This is a genomic window from Alcaligenes sp. GCM10023179, from assembly GCF_042653705.1.
Classification (GTDB): domain Bacteria; phylum Pseudomonadota; class Gammaproteobacteria; order Burkholderiales; family Burkholderiaceae_B; genus Alcaligenes; species Alcaligenes phenolicus.
Genome location: NZ_JBHSIQ010000001.1, coordinates 425,736 through 442,655, shown reverse-complemented (window position 1 = coordinate 442,655; position 16,920 = coordinate 425,736). Strand labels below are relative to the sequence as shown.

The 16,920-nt window shown below is 57.7% G+C and carries 19 protein-coding genes; 12 read left to right on the top strand and 7 right to left on the bottom strand.

The annotated features are described in order from the left end of the window. Positions 1-178 precede the first annotated feature (178 nt). From ACFPDR_RS01980 to ACFPDR_RS01960, 5 genes are all read left to right on the top strand, one after another. Positions 179-772, top strand: a complete 594-nt coding sequence (locus ACFPDR_RS01980) for a phosphoheptose isomerase (RefSeq protein ID WP_009458645.1) — start codon at positions 179-181, stop codon at positions 770-772. Next, the gene (locus ACFPDR_RS01975; RefSeq protein WP_376910367.1) at positions 769-1,458 is read left to right on the top strand and encodes a BON domain-containing protein; all 690 of its coding nucleotides are present in this window, start codon (positions 769-771) and stop codon (positions 1,456-1,458) included. Before ACFPDR_RS01980 ends, ACFPDR_RS01975 begins: the two co-directional genes overlap by 4 nt. Beyond that, positions 1,455-1,955: a peroxiredoxin family protein gene (locus tag ACFPDR_RS01970; protein ID WP_021447175.1), complete on the top strand. Its 501-nt coding sequence runs from the start codon at positions 1,455-1,457 to the stop codon at positions 1,953-1,955. Before ACFPDR_RS01975 ends, ACFPDR_RS01970 begins: the two co-directional genes overlap by 4 nt. A 76-nt stretch (positions 1,956-2,031) precedes the next feature. Then, entirely contained in the window at positions 2,032-2,928 is an 897-nt protein-coding gene (gene argB, locus ACFPDR_RS01965; protein WP_009458643.1) for an acetylglutamate kinase, read from the top strand. Positions 2,929-2,931: 3 nt separating this feature from the next. Beyond that, positions 2,932-3,657: a pyrimidine 5'-nucleotidase gene (locus ACFPDR_RS01960; protein ID WP_035270278.1), complete on the top strand. Its 726-nt coding sequence runs from the start codon at positions 2,932-2,934 to the stop codon at positions 3,655-3,657. A gap of 6 nt (positions 3,658-3,663) precedes the next feature. Here the strand turns inward: ACFPDR_RS01960 and ACFPDR_RS01955 are convergent, their stop codons facing one another. Further along, complete coding sequence (locus ACFPDR_RS01955; RefSeq protein ID WP_021447176.1) at positions 3,664-5,118, bottom strand: aldehyde dehydrogenase family protein; 1,455 nt, start codon at positions 5,116-5,118, stop codon at positions 3,664-3,666. A gap of 195 nt (positions 5,119-5,313) precedes the next feature. On the opposite strand from ACFPDR_RS01955, the gene ACFPDR_RS01950 reads away from it, so the two are divergent. Beyond that, positions 5,314-6,243: an AraC family transcriptional regulator gene (locus ACFPDR_RS01950; RefSeq protein ID WP_376910362.1), complete on the top strand. Its 930-nt coding sequence runs from the start codon at positions 5,314-5,316 to the stop codon at positions 6,241-6,243. A gap of 19 nt (positions 6,244-6,262) precedes the next feature. On the opposite strand, the gene ACFPDR_RS01945 is transcribed toward ACFPDR_RS01950, so the two are convergent. The 4 genes from ACFPDR_RS01945 to gpmA all read right to left on the bottom strand — a co-directional run bounded on the left by ACFPDR_RS01945 (position 6,263) and on the right by gpmA (position 11,049). Further along, positions 6,263-7,033, bottom strand: a complete 771-nt coding sequence (locus ACFPDR_RS01945; RefSeq protein ID WP_226349167.1) for a HesA/MoeB/ThiF family protein — start codon at positions 7,031-7,033, stop codon at positions 6,263-6,265. 15 nt (positions 7,034-7,048) lie between these two features. After that, entirely contained in the window at positions 7,049-8,560 is a 1,512-nt protein-coding gene (locus ACFPDR_RS01940; RefSeq protein ID WP_376910358.1) for a S41 family peptidase, read from the bottom strand. Positions 8,561-8,724: 164 nt separating this feature from the next. Further along, positions 8,725-10,299 (bottom strand): murein hydrolase activator EnvC family protein, encoded by a 1,575-nt coding sequence (locus tag ACFPDR_RS01935; RefSeq protein ID WP_115634451.1) that lies wholly within the window; start codon positions 10,297-10,299, stop codon positions 8,725-8,727. Positions 10,300-10,302: 3 nt separating this feature from the next. After that, positions 10,303-11,049: a 2,3-diphosphoglycerate-dependent phosphoglycerate mutase gene (gene gpmA, locus ACFPDR_RS01930; RefSeq protein ID WP_009458620.1), complete on the bottom strand. Its 747-nt coding sequence runs from the start codon at positions 11,047-11,049 to the stop codon at positions 10,303-10,305. A gap of 161 nt (positions 11,050-11,210) precedes the next feature. Here gpmA and ACFPDR_RS01925 point away from each other — a divergent pair, with 161 nt between their 5' ends. The 5 genes from ACFPDR_RS01925 (at position 11,211) to ACFPDR_RS01905 (ending at position 14,496) form a co-directional block, all read left to right on the top strand. Further along, positions 11,211-11,558, top strand: coding sequence for a rhodanese-like domain-containing protein (locus ACFPDR_RS01925; RefSeq protein ID WP_226349166.1), 348 nt, complete (start codon positions 11,211-11,213; stop codon positions 11,556-11,558). Positions 11,559-11,581: 23 nt separating this feature from the next. Continuing rightward, positions 11,582-11,839 (top strand): glutaredoxin 3, encoded by a 258-nt coding sequence (gene grxC / locus ACFPDR_RS01920; RefSeq protein WP_009458616.1) that lies wholly within the window; start codon positions 11,582-11,584, stop codon positions 11,837-11,839. Between the two features lie 39 nt (positions 11,840-11,878). Then, positions 11,879-12,367 (top strand): protein-export chaperone SecB, encoded by a 489-nt coding sequence (gene secB, locus ACFPDR_RS01915; RefSeq protein WP_009458614.1) that lies wholly within the window; start codon positions 11,879-11,881, stop codon positions 12,365-12,367. After that, entirely contained in the window at positions 12,367-13,419 is a 1,053-nt protein-coding gene (locus tag ACFPDR_RS01910; protein WP_088451975.1) for an NAD(P)H-dependent glycerol-3-phosphate dehydrogenase, read from the top strand. The genes secB and ACFPDR_RS01910 overlap by 1 nt, the downstream gene beginning before the upstream one ends. A gap of 78 nt (positions 13,420-13,497) precedes the next feature. Further along, positions 13,498-14,496 carry a Bug family tripartite tricarboxylate transporter substrate binding protein gene (locus tag ACFPDR_RS01905; RefSeq protein ID WP_035270263.1) on the top strand — a complete coding sequence of 333 codons (999 nt, stop codon included), beginning with the start codon at positions 13,498-13,500 and terminating at the stop codon, positions 14,494-14,496. Between the two features lie 149 nt (positions 14,497-14,645). Here ACFPDR_RS01905 and ACFPDR_RS01900 read toward each other — a convergent pair whose 3' ends face one another. Together ACFPDR_RS01900 and ACFPDR_RS01895 are read right to left on the bottom strand one after the other, a co-directional pair. After that, positions 14,646-15,116, bottom strand: a complete 471-nt coding sequence (locus ACFPDR_RS01900) for a tRNA (cytidine(34)-2'-O)-methyltransferase (RefSeq protein WP_376910353.1) — start codon at positions 15,114-15,116, stop codon at positions 14,646-14,648. A gap of 54 nt (positions 15,117-15,170) precedes the next feature. Next, entirely contained in the window at positions 15,171-15,920 is a 750-nt protein-coding gene (locus ACFPDR_RS01895) for a ComF family protein (protein WP_268379783.1), read from the bottom strand. A gap of 81 nt (positions 15,921-16,001) precedes the next feature. Here ACFPDR_RS01895 and ACFPDR_RS01890 point away from each other — a divergent pair, with 81 nt between their 5' ends. Continuing rightward, the gene (locus ACFPDR_RS01890) at positions 16,002-16,916 is read left to right on the top strand and encodes a methyltransferase domain-containing protein (protein WP_031232879.1); all 915 of its coding nucleotides are present in this window, start codon (positions 16,002-16,004) and stop codon (positions 16,914-16,916) included. Positions 16,917-16,920 lie beyond the last annotated feature (4 nt).

The following is a 16,920-nucleotide window of genomic DNA, read 5'->3' as shown; positions in this document are numbered from 1 at the left end:
AAATAGCAAAGCCACCCTGGGAATTTTCAGACAAGAACGCTGTCCTATACAAAAAACCCAGCCGCCACGCCGTATTTCGGCCCTGTTACAGCATCTGGTTTCAATACCGTGGCGTTTTTTTCAACATGACACGATCTGCCTGCCCCACGGGGAAATTCTCCGTGCGATAATGCGCGCTATGGACCTTATCGCCTTAATGACTTCGCATTTCGACGATTCCGTCGATACTCTCAAAGCCAGCACACGCGAACTGGCCGAACCTTTGGCCGCCGCTGTCGAGCTGTTGTTTGCCACCCTGGCCAACGACGGCAAGATTCTGGCCTGCGGAAACGGCGGATCAGCAGCCGACGCCCAGCACTTTATAGCTGAGCTGGTGGGCCGCTTTGAGCGCGACCGTTTGCCCTTGGCTGGCATTGCCTTGAATACCGACACCTCCATCATGACGGCGGTGGGTAATGACTATGGCTTTGACAGCATCTTTGAACGCCAGGTCAGTGCCTTGGGCCAGACTGGCGATATTCTGGTGGCCATCTCCACCAGCGGCAATTCGCCAAACGTAATCCGCGCCATCGAAGCGGCTCGCGAGCGCGATATGGTCATCATTGCCCTGACTGGCAAGGGCGGCGGACAAATCGCCGATCTGCTTTCGGATACCGACATCCATCTGTGCGTCCCGCACGATCGAACCATGCGTATTCAGGAAGTACACATTGTTCTGTTGCACGCAATGTGCGATGGCATTGATGCGCTGCTGCTCGGAGATCCATTATGAAACACCGTTTGATTCTGGCCGCCCTGCTGGCCAGCACTACGCTGACCGGTTGCGGTCTGTTGGTAGTTGGCGGCGCTGCTGCCACAACCGCCGTTGTCGCTACCGACCGCCGCACTACGGGCGAGCAGGTCGAGGACAAAACCATTGTCATGAAAGCCGGTGCGGAAACACGCCGCCTGCTGGAAAACAAGGAAGGCCGCATCAATACCACGTCTTACGCCGGGGTTGCCCTGCTGACGGGTGATGTGCCTACCCACGCCGACAAGGAGGAAGCTGCTCGCCTGGTTTCCAAAGTTGATAAGGTAACTCGCGTGGTCAACGAACTGCGTGTGGGTGAACCTACCCCCTTGGGCGTACGCTCGAACGACTCCTGGATCACCACCCGCGTCAGCACCGCCTTGCTGAACGCCAAAGACGTTCCCAGCCGCACGATCTCCACCACCACCGAGCGTGGCGTGGTCTATCTGCTGGGTCGCGTCACCCGTGAAGAAGGCGAACGCGCCGCGATTGCTGCCTCCAGCGTCCCTGGCGTGAACAAGGTGGCCAAGCTCTTTGAATACGTCAGCGCCGAAAGCCTGGCACAGCCTTTGAGCACCAATAATCAGCCAAGCAATAGTTCTGGCACAGCGGCCCCTGCAGCTGAGCCTGCGCCCGCCTCCTCTGTAGAAGTTATGCCCGTCCAATGAAAAAAGTAGTCATCATTGCCCTTGCTGTTGCCATTGCCGTGGGTTTGGGCGTCTGGACCATGTCCGGCAGCACCAAGGCCAGCGCCCCGGATGTCGCCTTTACCGATCTGAATGGCAAGCACTTTGAAACCAAAGACTTGCAAGGCAAGGTCGTCCTGGTGAAATTCTGGGCCACGGACTGCACCACTTGCGTGGCGCAAATGCCTGACAACATTGAGAACTTCAATGCCATGTCTGGCAAAGGGTTTGATATTGTGGCCGTGGCCATGAAGCACGACCCCATCAACTACGTGCGCAACTTCACCCAATCCCGCCAACTGCCGTTCACGGTTGTCCATGACGACAAGGGCGAAATCGCCAAAGCTTTTGGGGACGTCCGTTTGACGCCCACTGCCTTTTTACTCGACAAACAGGGCCACATCATCAAGCGCTACCTGGGTAACTACGACAAGCAGGAATTCATTGCCACCGTCGAAAAAGCCCTGGCCAGCAGCTAAAAGCCTGTTTCTGCCCCCAGCCACATAACCCCGGGTACCAGCAGTGGACCCGGGTTTTCTTCAAGTGAGCGCATCAATGAGCACCACAGATTCGCAGAATTACTCCTCGACCGTCAAAGCAGAAGTTTTGTCCGAGGCCCTGCCCTATATTCGTCGTTTCCACGGCAAGACCGTCGTCATCAAATACGGTGGCAACGCCATGACTGAAGAAGCGTTGCAACGCAGCTTTGCCCATGACGTCGTCTTGCTCAAGCTGGTTGGCCTGAACCCCGTTGTGGTGCACGGTGGCGGCCCCCAGATCAATGACGCGCTCAAGCGAGTGGGCAAAGAAGGCACCTTTATTCAGGGCATGCGTGTCACCGATGCCGAAACCATGGAAGTGGTGGAGTGGGTGCTGGGCGGGCAGGTGCAGCAAGACATCGTGATGATGATTAATGAAGCCGGTGGCAAGGCCGTGGGCCTGACCGGTAAAGACGGTGGCATGATTCGCGTCACCAAGAAAATGCTGCCGGATGCCGAGCATCCTGGCGAGCTGCTGGATATTGGTTTTGTGGGTGATATTGAAAGCATCCAGCCTGAAGTGGTCAAAGCCCTGCAGGACGATCAGTTCATCCCCGTGATCTCCTCAATTGGATACGGTGAAGACGGTCAGGCCTACAACATCAATGCCGACGTCGTTGCCGGCAAGATGGCCGAAGTGCTTAGCGCTGAAAAACTGGTCATGCTGACCAACACTCCCGGTGTGCTGGACAAGGCAGGTCAACTGTTGCGTCGCCTGTCAGCTCAGACCATCGACGAACTGTTCGCTGATGGCACCATCTCCGGCGGTATGCTGCCCAAGATCTCTTCGGCCCTGGATGCAGCACGCAATGGCGTCAACTCCGTACATGTCATTGATGGCCGTGTCCCTCACTGCCTGTTGCTGGAAATCCTGACTGACCGTGGTGTGGGCACCATGATCAGCTCGCACTAATCCGTGCGCGCTCCTATCCGTGCCCATGCCTGGGCACGGCCTTTGTCAGCCTGTCAGCCAGATGAAACCATCTGGCTGTTTGATCTGGATAACACCCTGCACAATGCCTCCAAAGGCATTTTCCAGGCGATTGATGGACGCATGCGCATCGGCGTGGCGCAAACGCTGGGCGTGGATATGGACGAGGCCGACCGGCTGCGTCTGGAATACTGGAAACGTTACGGCGCCACCATGATCGGCCTGCAACGCCACCATGGAGCAGACCCGGCGACATTTCTGAGACACGCTCACGACTTTGACGTGCCTTCCCTGATCAGCGCCGAACCAGGCCTGGCCTACCAATTGCGCCGTCTGCCTGGCTACAAACTGCTGCTGACCAATGCACCGCTGGAGTACGCACAGCGCGTCTTGAAAGCCCTGAATCTGCTGCCTGTCTTTGACGGGCTATGGGCCATCGAGCATATGCAGCTGCAAGGCCGTTATCGCCCCAAGCCCTCTCAGGCATTGATGAAGCAGGCTCTGGCCGTGCTGAAATCCCAGGCCCGCGACATTGTTCTGGTCGAAGACACCCTGCGCAATTTGAAAAGTGCCCGCCAGTTAGGGATGCAAACCATCCATATCTATAACGCAGGCACTCCATTTAGCGCTCTGTATCATGGACGCAGCCCGTATGTTGACCATCGCATCAACCGCATCGCACAACTGGTCAAGAACTGGCCACGTCCCTAGGCCTACTTAGAACGCCAGCTGGCGCTCCCCTTGCTGAATGGTGACCCACTTCAATTCGGTCATGTCCGCAATCGAGTAGCGGCCATTTTCCTTGCCGTAGCCACTGTCCTTGAAGCCACCGAAAGGCGCATTCGGATCATCATCAAAGGAGTTGTCGTTGATGTGAACCGAACCTGCCTCGATACGCTCGGCAAAATCCATGGCCTTTTGCAGATCGTTGGTCAGAATGGCAGAGGACAAGCCGTAGGAAGTGTCATTAGCCATTTCCAGGGCGTGCTCGTAGTCGCGCGCCTTGTAGATGGCAGCCACAGGACCAAAAGTCTCTTCGTGGTACAGATGCATGTCCGGGGTCACATCGCACAAGGCCGTAGGCTGGATCACATTGCCTTCGCGGCCGCCACCTGCCAGCAAGGTGGCCCCCTTGGAGACGGCGTCCTGAATGTGGGCCTGCACAAAATCAGCCTGTTCGGAACTGATCAGCGGACCAACCGCGGTTTGTGGCAAAGCAGGATCACCAGTAGGAATACGAGCCACCTGCTTGGCAAAGGCTTCGCAGAACGCATCGTAAATGCCCTGCTCCACAATGATGCGCGAGTTGGCCATGCACACTTGGCCCTGATTGAAATAGATGCCGAAAGCGGCGGAGCGCACAGCGTAATCCAGCGTGGCATCATCCAGCACCACGACCGGGCTTTTACCACCCAACTCCAGCACAATGCGCTTTTGATGGCGACCAGCCAGATCCGCCAGGATACGACCCACTCGAGCCGAGCCCGTGAAAGTCACCAGTTTGACGCGCGGATCAGAGAACAAGGTATCGCCCAGAGCTTCGTCGGTGGTCAGCAGAACGGTCAACACACCGGGAGGCAGACCGGCTTCTTCCAGAATCTCGGCAAACATCAAGGCAGCCATAGGCGTATGCGGCGAAGGCTTCAGGATGAAACTGTTACCCGCCGCCAGTGCCGGGGCCAACTTCTTGCCATTGAGCAGCAAAGGTGCATTGAAAGGCCCGATCCCAGCCACCACGCCCAAAGGACGACGAATGCTCATGGAAATACGCCCTGGCAGGTCCGACGGCATGGTTTCACCCCGAATATCGCGGGTCTGACCGGCGGCAATACGGAAGGTGCTGACGATGTAATCGCACTCGAACATGGCCTTGCCAAAGACGTTACCGCCCTCTTCAACCAGCACACGCACGATGTCGTCGCGACGGCGTTCCACAATGTCGGCCGCACGGCACAAAATCGCTTCACGTTCACGGGCCAGCATCTTGCCCCAGATGCGCTGTGCACGTTCTGCACTGGCTAGCGCTTCTTCAATGTCCTGTTTGGTCGCCAGAAAAACGCGAGCCAGCGGTTTGCCCGTATAGGGATTGACCAAGTCCTTATGCAACTGACCTTCTGATTTCCAGGCCTGTCCGTTGATGTAGGGGTAGACCTGCTTTAGCTGCTCTGTCATGACTGCTCCTTTCCTGTGTTGTCTCCAGGTGCGCTTTGGGCACCCTTCATGGTTAAACCCGATAGCCACCGAGGTGCGCCATAGCTCACCATGCAGTACTGTCTTAGATACTATTCTTGAGCCGAATGCCTCTCTGTGTCGTGGACTGGGGCGCAGCCCAATCTGGACAATGGCGCAGAAGACGGAAAAAAACGCATGAGCACGAACTACCACTGGGATACGCAGGCTTTGCCACCCGGACAAGGCGCCAAGCTCTGGACTCAAGCCATTTCACTGTCCTTTCAGCATGTGCAAACGCAGTGCCACGGACAAAACTTTCATGGCACCTTGCGCTCCCAACGTCTGGGGGAGGTAGCGATCAACCGGCTGACCGCTCAGCCCTATCGGGTCAGCACAAGCAGGCCGCAAACGGATCAGCCCTGGTTGTTCTTGAATGTGCATCAACAAGGCCACTGCCGCCTGATTCAGAACGGGCGTGAGCAATGGCTCCCCGCCGGGAGCCTGAGCCTGAATATAGGCACTAGCCCCTTCACACTGGATTTTGTGGACGAGGTCATCATGACCACGCTGCGTTTGCCGCTGGATGGGCTGTTGCCCTATACCGGCCCTTTGAATGACGTGGTCGCCCAGCCCCTGGCGCAAGGCGCCAGCCTGCACTTGCTGGAACACTATCTGCAAGGCCTGCTGCTGTCTGCCGATGACCTGCGGGCCAATCAGCACGATCAGGCCTGGCGTTGTCTGCGCGACCTGCTGGCCATGAGCATTAACGAGCGGCGCTCTGCCCCGCCTGCCCCAGGCACAGCTCGGTACGAAGATGCATTGGGCTATCTGTCTGATCGACTGGGTGATCCCGCCTTGAATATTGCAGCCCTGTCCAAGCACCTGGGTATGGCACCGCGTACCGTTCAGGAACTGTTCAAAGCACAGGGAAGTACTTTTACAGCCCAGTTAATGCAGCTGCGGCTTGATGCAGCCGCACAGCTGCTGCGCCAGACATCGTCCAACACGGTGGCGCAAATAGCCTATTCAGTGGGATTTTCGGATCTGTCCTACTTTCACCGCCAATTTAGACGACGCTTTGGCATCACGCCGGGCCATTTTCATGCTCATGGCCTGAAGTCGTAAAGCAGAGATCAGAAACAGATCAAGTGTGATCGGCATGTTCAGCCGCTGAACCGCATACCGGGCAAGCGGGATCTTTGCGGAAACGTACGGTATGCCAATTCATATTGAAGGCATCCACACTTAGCAAACGGCCCACCAAAGGCTCTCCGAAGCCGCCTAACAGCTTCAAGGCTTCAACCGCCTGTGCGCTGCCCACCATACCCAACAAGGGCGACAAAACGCCTGTGGTGGCGCAACGCAGTTCCTCGACGTCGTCCGCTTCAGGGAACAGACAGTGGTAGCAAGGAGCTTCGGGCTGACGCAAGTCGTAAGTACTGACCTGACCCGAAAAGCGAATCGCTGCACCGGACACCAACGGTTTACGTAGTGCCACGCAGGCACGGTTGATAGCATGGCGGGTTGCGAAGTTGTCGCAGCAATCCAGCACCAGATCCACTTGCTGAACCCAATGCATCAAGCCCGCTTCGTCCAGACGCTGAACGACGGGTGTCACCTTCACTTCGGGATTGAGCTGCTCGATATGCAGCTTGGCAGATTCAACCTTGTCCCAGCCCAGACGATCGGTGGTGTGAGCAATCTGACGCTGCAGATTGCTCAATTCCACCTGGTCATCATCCACCAGAATGATGGAGCCCACACCCGAGGCCGCCAGATAAGCCACCACGGGGGAACCCAGTCCCCCGGCTCCAACGACCAGGATGCGAGAAGCCAGAATTCGCTCCTGCGCTTCTACCCCGAATTCATCGAGCAGAATATGCCGCGCATAGCGCAGTAATTGCTGATCTTCCACGTCAGGAACCTGTGTTTAGGGCTTTACCGGTTCGAGCCCCTTGGGGGTGATTCGGAACCGCTCAACGCTGGGTTGCTGACTCAGGGGACTTTTTTTTTCCGGCGACTCGGACTCCACTTCCTTTTCGCGCTTGGCAGCCGCTTCCTTGGCGGCAGCTACTTTGGCTGGATCATTCTTGATCACAGGACGGCCAGCCAGATGGTTCAGCGCTTGCTGCAACTGGAAGTCGTCGTCACCACCGAATTCAAACATCTTGAATTCCGGGCTCATACCCAGATCAGGCTGTTCTTCTTCCGTAGTTTCGTCCACCTTGCTGTTAACCAGGTGACGCTTCAAGTCCACTTCACGCGGCAGGCGGAACAGATTGCCCTGGGCGGTGTCATCCACGATCACGTCCGGCTGTACGCCCGTTACCTGAATAGAAGTACCGTTAGGTGTGTAGTACAAGGCAGTCGTCAGTTTCAGGCCCGATTCCTCGGACAGAGGGACCACACTTTGCACCGAGCCCTTGCCGAAGGTGCGGTTACCGATAATGGTGGCGCGTTTGTGGTCTTGCAAAGCACCGGCCACAATTTCCGACGCCGAGGCCGAACCCACGTTTACCAGCACCACGATAGGCACGTTCTTGAGCCAATGCAGTTTCTTCAGAACATCCGCGTCCGTATCCAGCTCGCCCAGAACGGACTGCATGGATTTGACGTAATACTCGCGGTTGGAGGAAGGAATACGGCCCTTGGTGGAAACCACCAGATCACCCGAATCCAGGAAGGCGGAAGTCACGCCGATCGCGCTTTCCAGCAAGCCACCGGGGTCGTTACGCAGGTCAATCACCAAGCCTTTTGGTGCGCCTGGGCCTTTATGAACTTCGGACAACTGCTTGACCAGATCAGCAGCGGTACGTTCCTGGAACTGGGCAATGCGTACATAGGCCACATCGTCAGCCAGCATCTTGGAGCGCACACTGCGTACCTTGATGACATCACGCACCAGGTTGAACTCCAGCGGCTTGTCACGTCCAGCACGACGGATAGTCAGCTTGATGGAGGTTTTGGGCTCGCCACGCATTTGCTTGACGGCATCATTCAGGCTCAAATCCTTGGTGGGTTTGCCATTGATGTGCGTGATGATGTCGCCCGCCAGAATACCGGCGCGCGCCGCAGGCGTATCCTCGATAGGCGAGATAACTTTAGGCATCCCGTCTTCGCTACCAATCTCTATGCCCAGACCGCCGAACCCGCCTTGGGTCATGGCTTCCATTTCCTTGAAAGCGTCGGCATCCAGATAGGCCGAGTGCGGATCCAGATCGGTAAACAAACCCTTGATCGCGTTATTGACCAGGGCCTGATCCGTCAGGGGCTCCACATACGTGTTCTTGATGGCAGCGAACACATTGGCGAACTGCTGCAGTTCGCGCAAAGGCAATGGCTCGCCGCGTTGAGCGACCGCAGTAATGCCCAGGCTGATCAAGATACCGCCCACAGCACCTGCTGCCACTAGACCAATGCTGCCAATCCTTCGAGTGCTCATGCACATTCCCATTATTTTCAGATTCAAGACGGGGCCACCTCCCGGAGCTGACCCGACCATGCATTATAAGAGTAGCGTAAAGCGTCGACCAGCGTGAACTGGGCTGGAGTCGCTACCCCGCGCAACAAATGCGAGCAAACGTAAGCACCGCAGGCAAAAGTGGCTTAGGAACCTAACCAAACCTGCGGATTGATTGGCTTGCCTTGATGGCGCAACTCGAAGTACAGGCCGGGTTCAACCTGGCCGCCGGTGGCTCCCACCCGCGCAACCGCATCCCCACGCCCCACAATATCGCCTACTTGCTTGAGGGTGCTCTGGTTATAGGCATAGACACTCAAGTAATCGCGACCATGATCAATAATCAGCAAATTACCAAAACCGGTCATCCAGCTGGCAAAAACCACTCGGCCTGGAGCTACCGCGCGAACCGTGGTGCCGGCCTGTGCTCGCAACACAATACCGCGCCAAATGCCGCCATCAGGACGTTCAGCCCCGAACTTGCCTTGCATTTCGCCGCGTACCGGATAAGGCAAGCCACGTTTCAGACCCTGGAAACCACCTTCTGGTTCCAAGGCGGGAGCAGATGCCTGCTCGACGGGCTCCTCAACGACCTGAACCTCGCGCACTTTGGGAGCGGCTGGTTTGCTGATCGGCTCGCTAGGCTCGGACGACGCTTCCAGGCTGTCTGACAAGAGACGCTCGTTCGCGGTCGGCGGCGTGTAGGTCAGCGGTGGACGCGGAATCATGGGTTCCGGATCTGGCTTCTGTGGCGCAGCAGGTTCCGGCTTGCTAGGAGGCAAGGCAGCAGGCAAAGGCGGTTGCGTGGCACGAGCCCGCTCCAGCAACTCCCGCTCGCGCTCCAGACGCGCCTGTTCACGGGCGGCCTGCTCTTGTTTGGCTTTACGCTGCAACTCTTGCTGACGAGCCAGCTCGGCTTTGCGCGCTTCCTCTGCACGGCGCGCCGCTTCCCGTCGGCGTTGTTCTTCGGCGCGACGGGCCAGCTCGGCCTGTCGGGCAATTTCAGTTTCCAGGCCGGAGATCAAATCTCCCAGCCGTTTGTCATTACTTTGCAGGTTGGCAGCCTGACCGCGCTGGCGTTCCAGCTCGGCGCTGATGTCAGCCACCACCTTGGCTCGTTTTTCTTTTTGTTCTTCCAGAGCTTCCTTCTGAGCCGCGGCCTCCTTGGCCAGTTGCTCCTGCTCTTTCTCACGCGCGGCAACCTGGGTCTGCAAGCGATCCAGACGCTCTACGGTGCGACGTACTTTATGAACCTGCTCGGTCTGCTGACGCGAGACATAGCCCAGGTAATGCAATTCGCGGTTAATGGCGTTGGGATCATCACCCGACAAGAGGGCAGACCAGGGCGACACACCATTGGCGTATTGCGCTCGTAATTGCTCGGCCAGCTCCTGCTGACGTTGCTCTTTGATCACTTGCTGTTCGCTGATCTGTTTGCCCAGCGTACCTAGCTGCTGATGCAATTGTTCCTGCCGCTGCTCAATCTGAGCCAGCGTGCGATCGATATCGGAAATAGCCTGCTCGGATTCGCGCAAGGCATTGGCGGCGTCACGACGCGAGCTTTCGCTGGTGTCGATGGTTTTGCGCAGCGATTCGATCTTCTGGCGCAGCTCTGCCTGCTGCTTTTGAGCCTGGGCCTGGCGGGCGGCCAAGTCCGGATCAGCAGCCAGGGCCGGTAAGGTCCAGGCTGCCAGCAACAGGCAAACGCTGTAGCGCCACATTATTTACTGCGCCTTGCCCTGATTGGCCACGGCTTGCATCTGAGCCGCAATCGCTTCCTGGTCGCCCAGGTAGTAATGACGGATAGGACGCAGATTTTCGTCCAGCTCGTACACCAAAGGCTGGCCGGTAGGAATATTCAGGTGAACGATGTCCTCGTCAGAGATGCCGTCCAGGTGCTTGATCAGCGCGCGCAAGCTGTTGCCGTGAGCCGTCACCAGAACGCGACGGCCGGAGCGGATTGCAGGAGCAATAGACTCGTCCCAGAAAGGAACCACGCGGGCCACGGTGTCTTGCAAGCACTCGGTGCGAGGCAGCTGATCAGCTGGCACACGCGCGTAGCGAGCATCAAAACGCGGATTGCGTGGATCATCTTCAGCGACGGGCTCGGGAGCGATTGCGTAGGCACGACGCCAGACCAGGACTTGATCCTCACCGTACTTTTGTGCGGTTTCGGCTTTATTTAAGCCCTGTAAAGCACCATAATGGCGTTCGTTCAGGCGCCAGCTCAAACCGATGGGGGTGTGCATGGCGTCCATCGAATCCAGGGCGATCCACAAGGTACGGATAGCGCGCTTGAGGACCGACGCGAAAGCCAGGTCAAACTCAAAACCGTTTTCTTTAAGCAGATCACCGGCCTGCTTTGCCTGTTGACGCCCGGTTTCGGTAAGATCGACATCGGTCCAGCCAGTAAACCGGTTCTCCAGGTTCCACTGGCTTTCGCCGTGCCGCATCAGTACAAGTTTATACATGGTAAAAACAGCCTCGAGGTTGAAAAATTGGCGCCACTCTATAATCGTGTGATCTTGCCCTTTTTTCTTGCTTTTCTTGGTAATCAACAGGATTTAACGTGGACTTCATCTTAAGTCAGAACAATCTTCTAATTTTAGCAATTGCGGTGCTTGCCGGCATTATGCTGTTAATACCCAGCTTTTTCAAAGGCCGTGCGGGACGCGCAGTTTCAAGCTCGGAAGCGGTACAGATGGTAAACCAGAAAGACGCTATTTTGATTGATCTGCGCAGCGCCGATCAGTTCAAGGCCGGGGCAATTGCACAATCTCGCAACATTCCCGCTGCCGACCTTGACGCCAAGGCCAGCACACTGCCCAAAGACAAGCCTGTCATTCTGGTGTGCGATACCGGTCGCAGCGCTCCGCGCAGCGTGGCCGTCCTGCGCAAGCACGGCATCAACGAAGCCTACACATTGCAAGGCGGTATTCAAGGCTGGCTGCAGTCCAGTCTGCCCGTCAAAAAATCGTAAGCTCCCCCTTCTACGAGGCTCTCATGGCAAAAGTCACGATGTACTCCACAATGGTGTGCCCTTATTGTGTGCGCGCTGAAATGCTGCTCAAGCAACGCGGCGTAACTGAAATCAATAAAATCATGATTGATCGCGAGCCCGAACAGCGCGCTCTCATGATGGAGCGCACCGGTCGGCGTACCGTTCCCCAAATCTACATTGGCGACACCCATGTAGGTGGCTACGATGATCTGGCCGCTTTGGACCGCGAAGGTGGCCTGCTGCCTCTGCTGGCTGCCTGATTTTTTTTCTAACAATTTTTTTATCCCATAGGATCACCCATGGCCGACCAGAACACCCCAGCCGCTGACCAAGAAGCTCAACAACCCAGCTTCAGCCTGCAGCGCACCTACATCAAAGACCTGTCCATCGAAATGCCCAACGCTCCCCAGATCTTTCTGGAGCAAGAGGCCCCTTCCGTGGAAGTGTCCATCAATGTGGGCGGCCAACGCCTGGCTGACACCGTCTACGAAAGCACCGTCACCGCTACTGTGACCACACGCATTGGCGACAAGGTCATGTACCTGGTGGAAGCCACCCAAGCCGGTATCTTTGAAGCTGCCAACATTCCTGAAGAGCAGCTCGAACCCCTGCTGGGCATTGTGTGCCCCACCATGCTGTACCCCTACTTGCGCGCTGCCGTGGCCGACGCCATCAACCGCACGTCCCTGCCTGCCCTGCACCTGACTGAAGTGAACTTCCAGTCCCTGTACGAGCAGCGTCTGGCCCAGCAAGCCGCCCCCGCTGACGGCCAGCCTTTGCAGGCCTGATGATGTCAAACGCGCACACTCCTGTTCGTGTTGCAGTCCTGGGCGCAGGCAGCTGGGGAACGGCCTTGGCCGCTCTGGCCAGCACCCAGGCTCCCACGATGGTATGGGCGCGCAAAGCATCAACCGCACAAGCCATCGGGCAGGATCATCGCAATCCAGCCTACCTGCCCGATGTCGTGCTGCCCGACTCGCTACAGGCCAGCGACAGCCTGCAGCAAGTCATGGAATTTGCCCTGGCTGATGACACCGGCCCTGCCCTGCTGATTCTGGGCGTGCCTGTGCGTGGCCTGGCGCAAACCTGTGTGGATCTGGCGCAGTACCTGCCTGCCACACGCCGCCATCCCGTCCTGCTGGTCTGGACCTGTAAAGGCTTCCATCAGGAAAGCGGCTTGTTACCCCACCAAATTGTGCGTGAAAGCCTGCCCGACCATCCCTGGCTAGGCCGTGCCGTGCTCTCTGGCCCTTCGTTCGCCCTGGAAGTGGCTAAAGGCCTGCCTGTTGCGCTGACACTGGCCTGCGAACCTGCTGATATGGCCGGCATTGCCCTGGAGGCTTTGCATGGCAAGCAAGCGCGCCTGTACACCAGCACCGACATGATCGGCGTGGAAGTGGGCGGCGCTGTCAAAAACATCATGGCCATTGCCTGTGGCATTGCCGACGCTCTGGGCCTGGGCCATAACGCCCGTGCTGCCCTGATTACCCGAGGCCTGGCTGAAATGCAGCGCCTGGGTGTTGCCCTGGGTGGTCAAGCAGAAACCTTCTCCGGCCTGGCCGGTCTGGGAGATCTGGTCCTGACGGCTACGGGCGAATTGTCCCGCAATCGCCAAGTAGGCCTGGCGCTGGGTGCTGGTGAAAGCCTGGACAGCATCCTGGCCACCGGCATTACCGCTGAAGGTGTACGCTGTGCCCGTTCGGTTCTGGAAATGGGCCGAGCGCACCAGATTGAATTACCGATTACCGCCGCGGTCTGCCAAATCCTGTTTGAAAAACTGGCCCCGCGCGAAGCTGTCCACGCCTTGCTTACCCGCGAGGCAAAGCAGGAAGGCCACTAATACCTTCGTCTGCCCGATCTGGCACTTCACCCGCGCTGCCAGAACTGCAGTCAACCGTCTCTTACTCAGAATAAAACAATGTCATTGCTTGCTCGTTCTCGTGATCTTCTGATCCGCTCCGTCCTGGGGCTGGCCTGCACTGGTTTGCTGGCTCAATCGGCTCTGGCCCAATCCAGCTGGCCTGAGCGCCCGATTCAAATGGTCGTGCCCTTTCCAGCAGGCTCCTCGCCTGACGCCCTGGCCCGTGCCATTTCCGAGCCCCTGTCCCAAGCTTTGGGCCAAACTGTCATTGTTGATAACCGTCCTGGTGCTGGTGGCAATATCGGCACGCGCTTTGTGGCGCATGCCAAGCCCGACGGCTACACCCTGCTGCTGACCATCAATGGTCCCATGGTGACCGCCCCCACCCTGTACAAGACCTCGCTGGGCTATGACCCGCTGAAAGACTTGCAGGCCATCTCCATGATTGGCACCAGCCCCAACGTGCTGGTCGTGCCGGCCAACTCGCCCGCCAACACGGTGGAAGAGTTCATTGCCCTGGCGAAATCTCGTCCTGGCGAATTGAACTACGGCTCAGTTGGCCCCGGCAGCTCGGCCCACCTGGCCATGGCCATGCTGGAACATGCGGTTGATATCAAACTGGAACAAATCCCCTACTCGGGCTTTCCACAAATCCTGACCGCCATTATTGGTGGCGACATTGACGCCGCCTTCATGGTGCCCGGCATTGCCATGCCCCAGGTTGAAGCGGGCAAGGTGAAAGCCCTGGCCGTGACCTCCTTGCAACCCAGCGAATTGCTGCCCGGTCTGGACACCATGGCGCAAGCCGGTCTGGAAAACTTCGAGGCGATTTCCTGGGACGCCTTCTTTGTGCCCCACAATACCTCGGACGATGTGGTCAAACGCCTGAACCAGGAAATCACCACCATCCTGCAACGCGACGACATCAAGGCCAAGCTCAACGCCTTTTACTTCTCGTCCGAGCCTTCCACCCCGCAGGAGATGACGGACAAGATCATTGCCGACAAGGCTCGTTGGGATGAGGTGATTGAACGCCTGAATCTGTCGCTGGAGTAAGGACACGATCGAAAAAAACGGCCCTGCAAATCTTGAATTTGCAGGGCCGTTTTCTTTGCAGCCATTACCCAAAAAATAAATACGCGCCGTTCAATGACAAATGTGGCGTCGCCCAGGACTACACCCTTTCGGCCTGTCTCTGCACAAGCTTAAACACCACCTTCGTAACCCGCTTGCCGCCAGGCATCAAAAACACAAATCGCCACGGCATTGGACAGGTTCAAGCTGCGTTGCCCCGCCAACATGGGCAGACGAATCCGCTGCTCATTGGGAAACAAGGCCAGTTGTTCTGCAGACAAGCCTGCGGTTTCGCGGCCAAATACAAATACATCACCCGGCTGAAAGCTTTGCTCAGCCAGCAAATGGCTACCACGTGTAGTCAGGGCAAACGCGCGATCCGGCGCGGAGCCAGTGGCCTGGAGGGCTTCTTCCAGACTGTCGTGCACCTTCACCTGCGCCCACTCGTGATAATCCAGCCCGGCACGACGCAGCTTGCTGTCTTCAAGCTCAAAGCCCAGGGGCCGCACCAAGTGCAGGACACAGCCCGTATTGGCTGTCAGTCGAATGACGTTACCCGTGTTGGGAGGGATCTCGGGCGAAACCAGGACAATATGAAACATGAAAAACCTAAAAAGTGCAGAAAAAGCCGCGAACAAGCGAGGAAGTATACAGGGCTAGGATGCCTTCAATTTCCAGGGAGCTCGTGCAGCGACCAAGGCATAAACAGACTGTGCGCCCGCCAAACGGCAGGCCCGTGCCAGGGCATCCAAAGTGGCTCCTGTGGTCAGCACATCATCGACCAACAGCACATCACAGCCTTGTAGCGACTCCCGCAGGTTAAAAGCACCCCGCATGGCCTGCCTGCGGGCCTGACGCCCCAAGGTCTTCTGGGCCTGCTCGTGCCGTAGCTGCGCCGTGACGATATGCAAACGTGCTGACAAACCCAATTCATGTGCCACGCGCCTGGCCAGTACCGCTGCCGGATTGAAGCCCCGCCGGTGCAAGGCTTTACGCTGCGAAGGCACTGGAATGACCCGGCAAGCAGCGTTCAGCACAGGCCCATGCCTACGCCATTGCTGCACCATCAGTTCCGCCAACACCGCTGCCATTTCCAGCCGACGGGAAATTTTAAACGCATGTATCAGCATATCGCCAGGATGTTCATAATCGAATCCGGCAACCGTCGCTTGCAGGGACAACTGCCCTGCTCCGCAGTCCGGGCAGGCCAGTAAAGCCAAGGGCGGCAAGGCCAAAGCACAACGAGGGCAGCGCAAATCCTGGGCGGGTGTTGCCAGCGCGTGTCGGCAAAAGCGGCACAGTGCGCCACTTTGCGAACGCAATCCGCACAGCACACAAGGCCGTGCCAACAGTGGAATCCCTACAAGACGGTGGGTCGGCTCGCGCCGAAACAGGGGATGCGCCATAATAGATCATTACCTTTCAGAGCCAGGCTGATTCGATCACAGCACATGCCACTGATCCAGGCCAGCAACGTCCGCGCAACTATGTCCCAGTTACCTTCTTTACCAATCAACTCCGCCCACGTCGAGCAGCAATTCAATCGCCGCGCTCCCCTGGATCACGCTCAGTTTCTTTATGGTGAAGTCGCCCAACGGATGTTGTCCCGGCTGGCTTTGGTGCGCTTGCAACCCACTCATATTCTGGATGCCGGCTGTGGTGCCAGCCACGCGCTGGAGCCTTTGCGTTCCCGCTACCCGGATATGAACTACACCGGTCTGGATCGCAGCGCCAAGCTGTTGGAGGTTGCCCGCGAGCGCTACCAATCCAAACCCAGCCTGTGGCAAAAACTGCGCAACCAACCTACCCCTGCTGCCAACTGGGTTCAGGCCGATATGGCCAATAGCGGCCTGCCCGCAGAAAGCCAGGAGCTGGTCTGGTCGAACATGGCACTGCACTGGCACCCAGAACCGCATCGAGTCCTGGCTGAATGGAACCGCCTGCTGAAACCCGAGACGCTGGTCATGTTCTCCTGCCTGGGTCCCGGCTCTTTTGCCGAGCTGCGCAGTGCCATGGAGCAAGCGGATCTGGGCACCCAAACGCTGGAATTCGTGGACATGCACGACTTTGGCGATCTGTTGCTGGAAAACGGTTTTGCTGATCCCGTGATGGATCAGGAGGTCGTGACGCTAACGTATCGCAGCGCTGAAAAACTGCTGGATGATTTGCGTCTACTGGGCGGCAATCCGCACCCACAACGCAAGGCCAGCCTGAGCACCCTGCCCTGGCGTCAACGCCTGCTCAATGCGCTGGAGAAACAGCGCCATATGGACGGCACCTTGCATTTGAGCCTGGAAATTGCGTACGGGCACGCCTGGCGCGCTCGTAGCCGTCGCAGCACCCAGGGCGAGGTCAGCGTGCCGATCTCCACAATCAGCCGCCGCCCCAAACCCCAGGAATAAACCG

Excerpts from the sequence above, each read along its gene's own strand:
- ACFPDR_RS01980 (WP_009458645.1), top strand. The coding sequence starts at position 179 with ATGGACCTTATCGCCTTAATGACTTCGCATTTCGACGATTCCGTCGAT.
- ACFPDR_RS01975 (WP_376910367.1), top strand. The coding sequence starts at position 769 with ATGAAACACCGTTTGATTCTGGCCGCCCTGCTGGCCAGCACTACGCTG.
- ACFPDR_RS01970 (WP_021447175.1), top strand. The coding sequence starts at position 1,455 with ATGAAAAAAGTAGTCATCATTGCCCTTGCTGTTGCCATTGCCGTGGGT.
- argB (WP_009458643.1), top strand. The coding sequence starts at position 2,032 with ATGAGCACCACAGATTCGCAGAATTACTCCTCGACCGTCAAAGCAGAA.
- ACFPDR_RS01955 (WP_021447176.1), bottom strand. The coding sequence starts at position 5,118 with ATGACAGAGCAGCTAAAGCAGGTCTACCCCTACATCAACGGACAGGCC.
- ACFPDR_RS01950 (WP_376910362.1), top strand. The coding sequence starts at position 5,314 with ATGAGCACGAACTACCACTGGGATACGCAGGCTTTGCCACCCGGACAA.
- ACFPDR_RS01940 (WP_376910358.1), bottom strand. The coding sequence starts at position 8,560 with ATGAGCACTCGAAGGATTGGCAGCATTGGTCTAGTGGCAGCAGGTGCT.
- ACFPDR_RS01935 (WP_115634451.1), bottom strand. The coding sequence starts at position 10,299 with ATGTGGCGCTACAGCGTTTGCCTGTTGCTGGCAGCCTGGACCTTACCG.
- gpmA (WP_009458620.1), bottom strand. The coding sequence starts at position 11,049 with ATGTATAAACTTGTACTGATGCGGCACGGCGAAAGCCAGTGGAACCTG.
- ACFPDR_RS01925 (WP_226349166.1), top strand. The coding sequence starts at position 11,211 with ATGCTGTTAATACCCAGCTTTTTCAAAGGCCGTGCGGGACGCGCAGTT.
- grxC (WP_009458616.1), top strand. The coding sequence starts at position 11,582 with ATGGCAAAAGTCACGATGTACTCCACAATGGTGTGCCCTTATTGTGTG.
- secB (WP_009458614.1), top strand. The coding sequence starts at position 11,879 with ATGGCCGACCAGAACACCCCAGCCGCTGACCAAGAAGCTCAACAACCC.
- ACFPDR_RS01910 (WP_088451975.1), top strand. The coding sequence starts at position 12,367 with ATGATGTCAAACGCGCACACTCCTGTTCGTGTTGCAGTCCTGGGCGCA.
- ACFPDR_RS01905 (WP_035270263.1), top strand. The coding sequence starts at position 13,498 with ATGTCATTGCTTGCTCGTTCTCGTGATCTTCTGATCCGCTCCGTCCTG.
- ACFPDR_RS01900 (WP_376910353.1), bottom strand. The coding sequence starts at position 15,116 with ATGTTTCATATTGTCCTGGTTTCGCCCGAGATCCCTCCCAACACGGGT.
- ACFPDR_RS01895 (WP_268379783.1), bottom strand. The coding sequence starts at position 15,920 with ATGGCGCATCCCCTGTTTCGGCGCGAGCCGACCCACCGTCTTGTAGGG.
- ACFPDR_RS01890 (WP_031232879.1), top strand. The coding sequence starts at position 16,002 with ATGTCCCAGTTACCTTCTTTACCAATCAACTCCGCCCACGTCGAGCAG.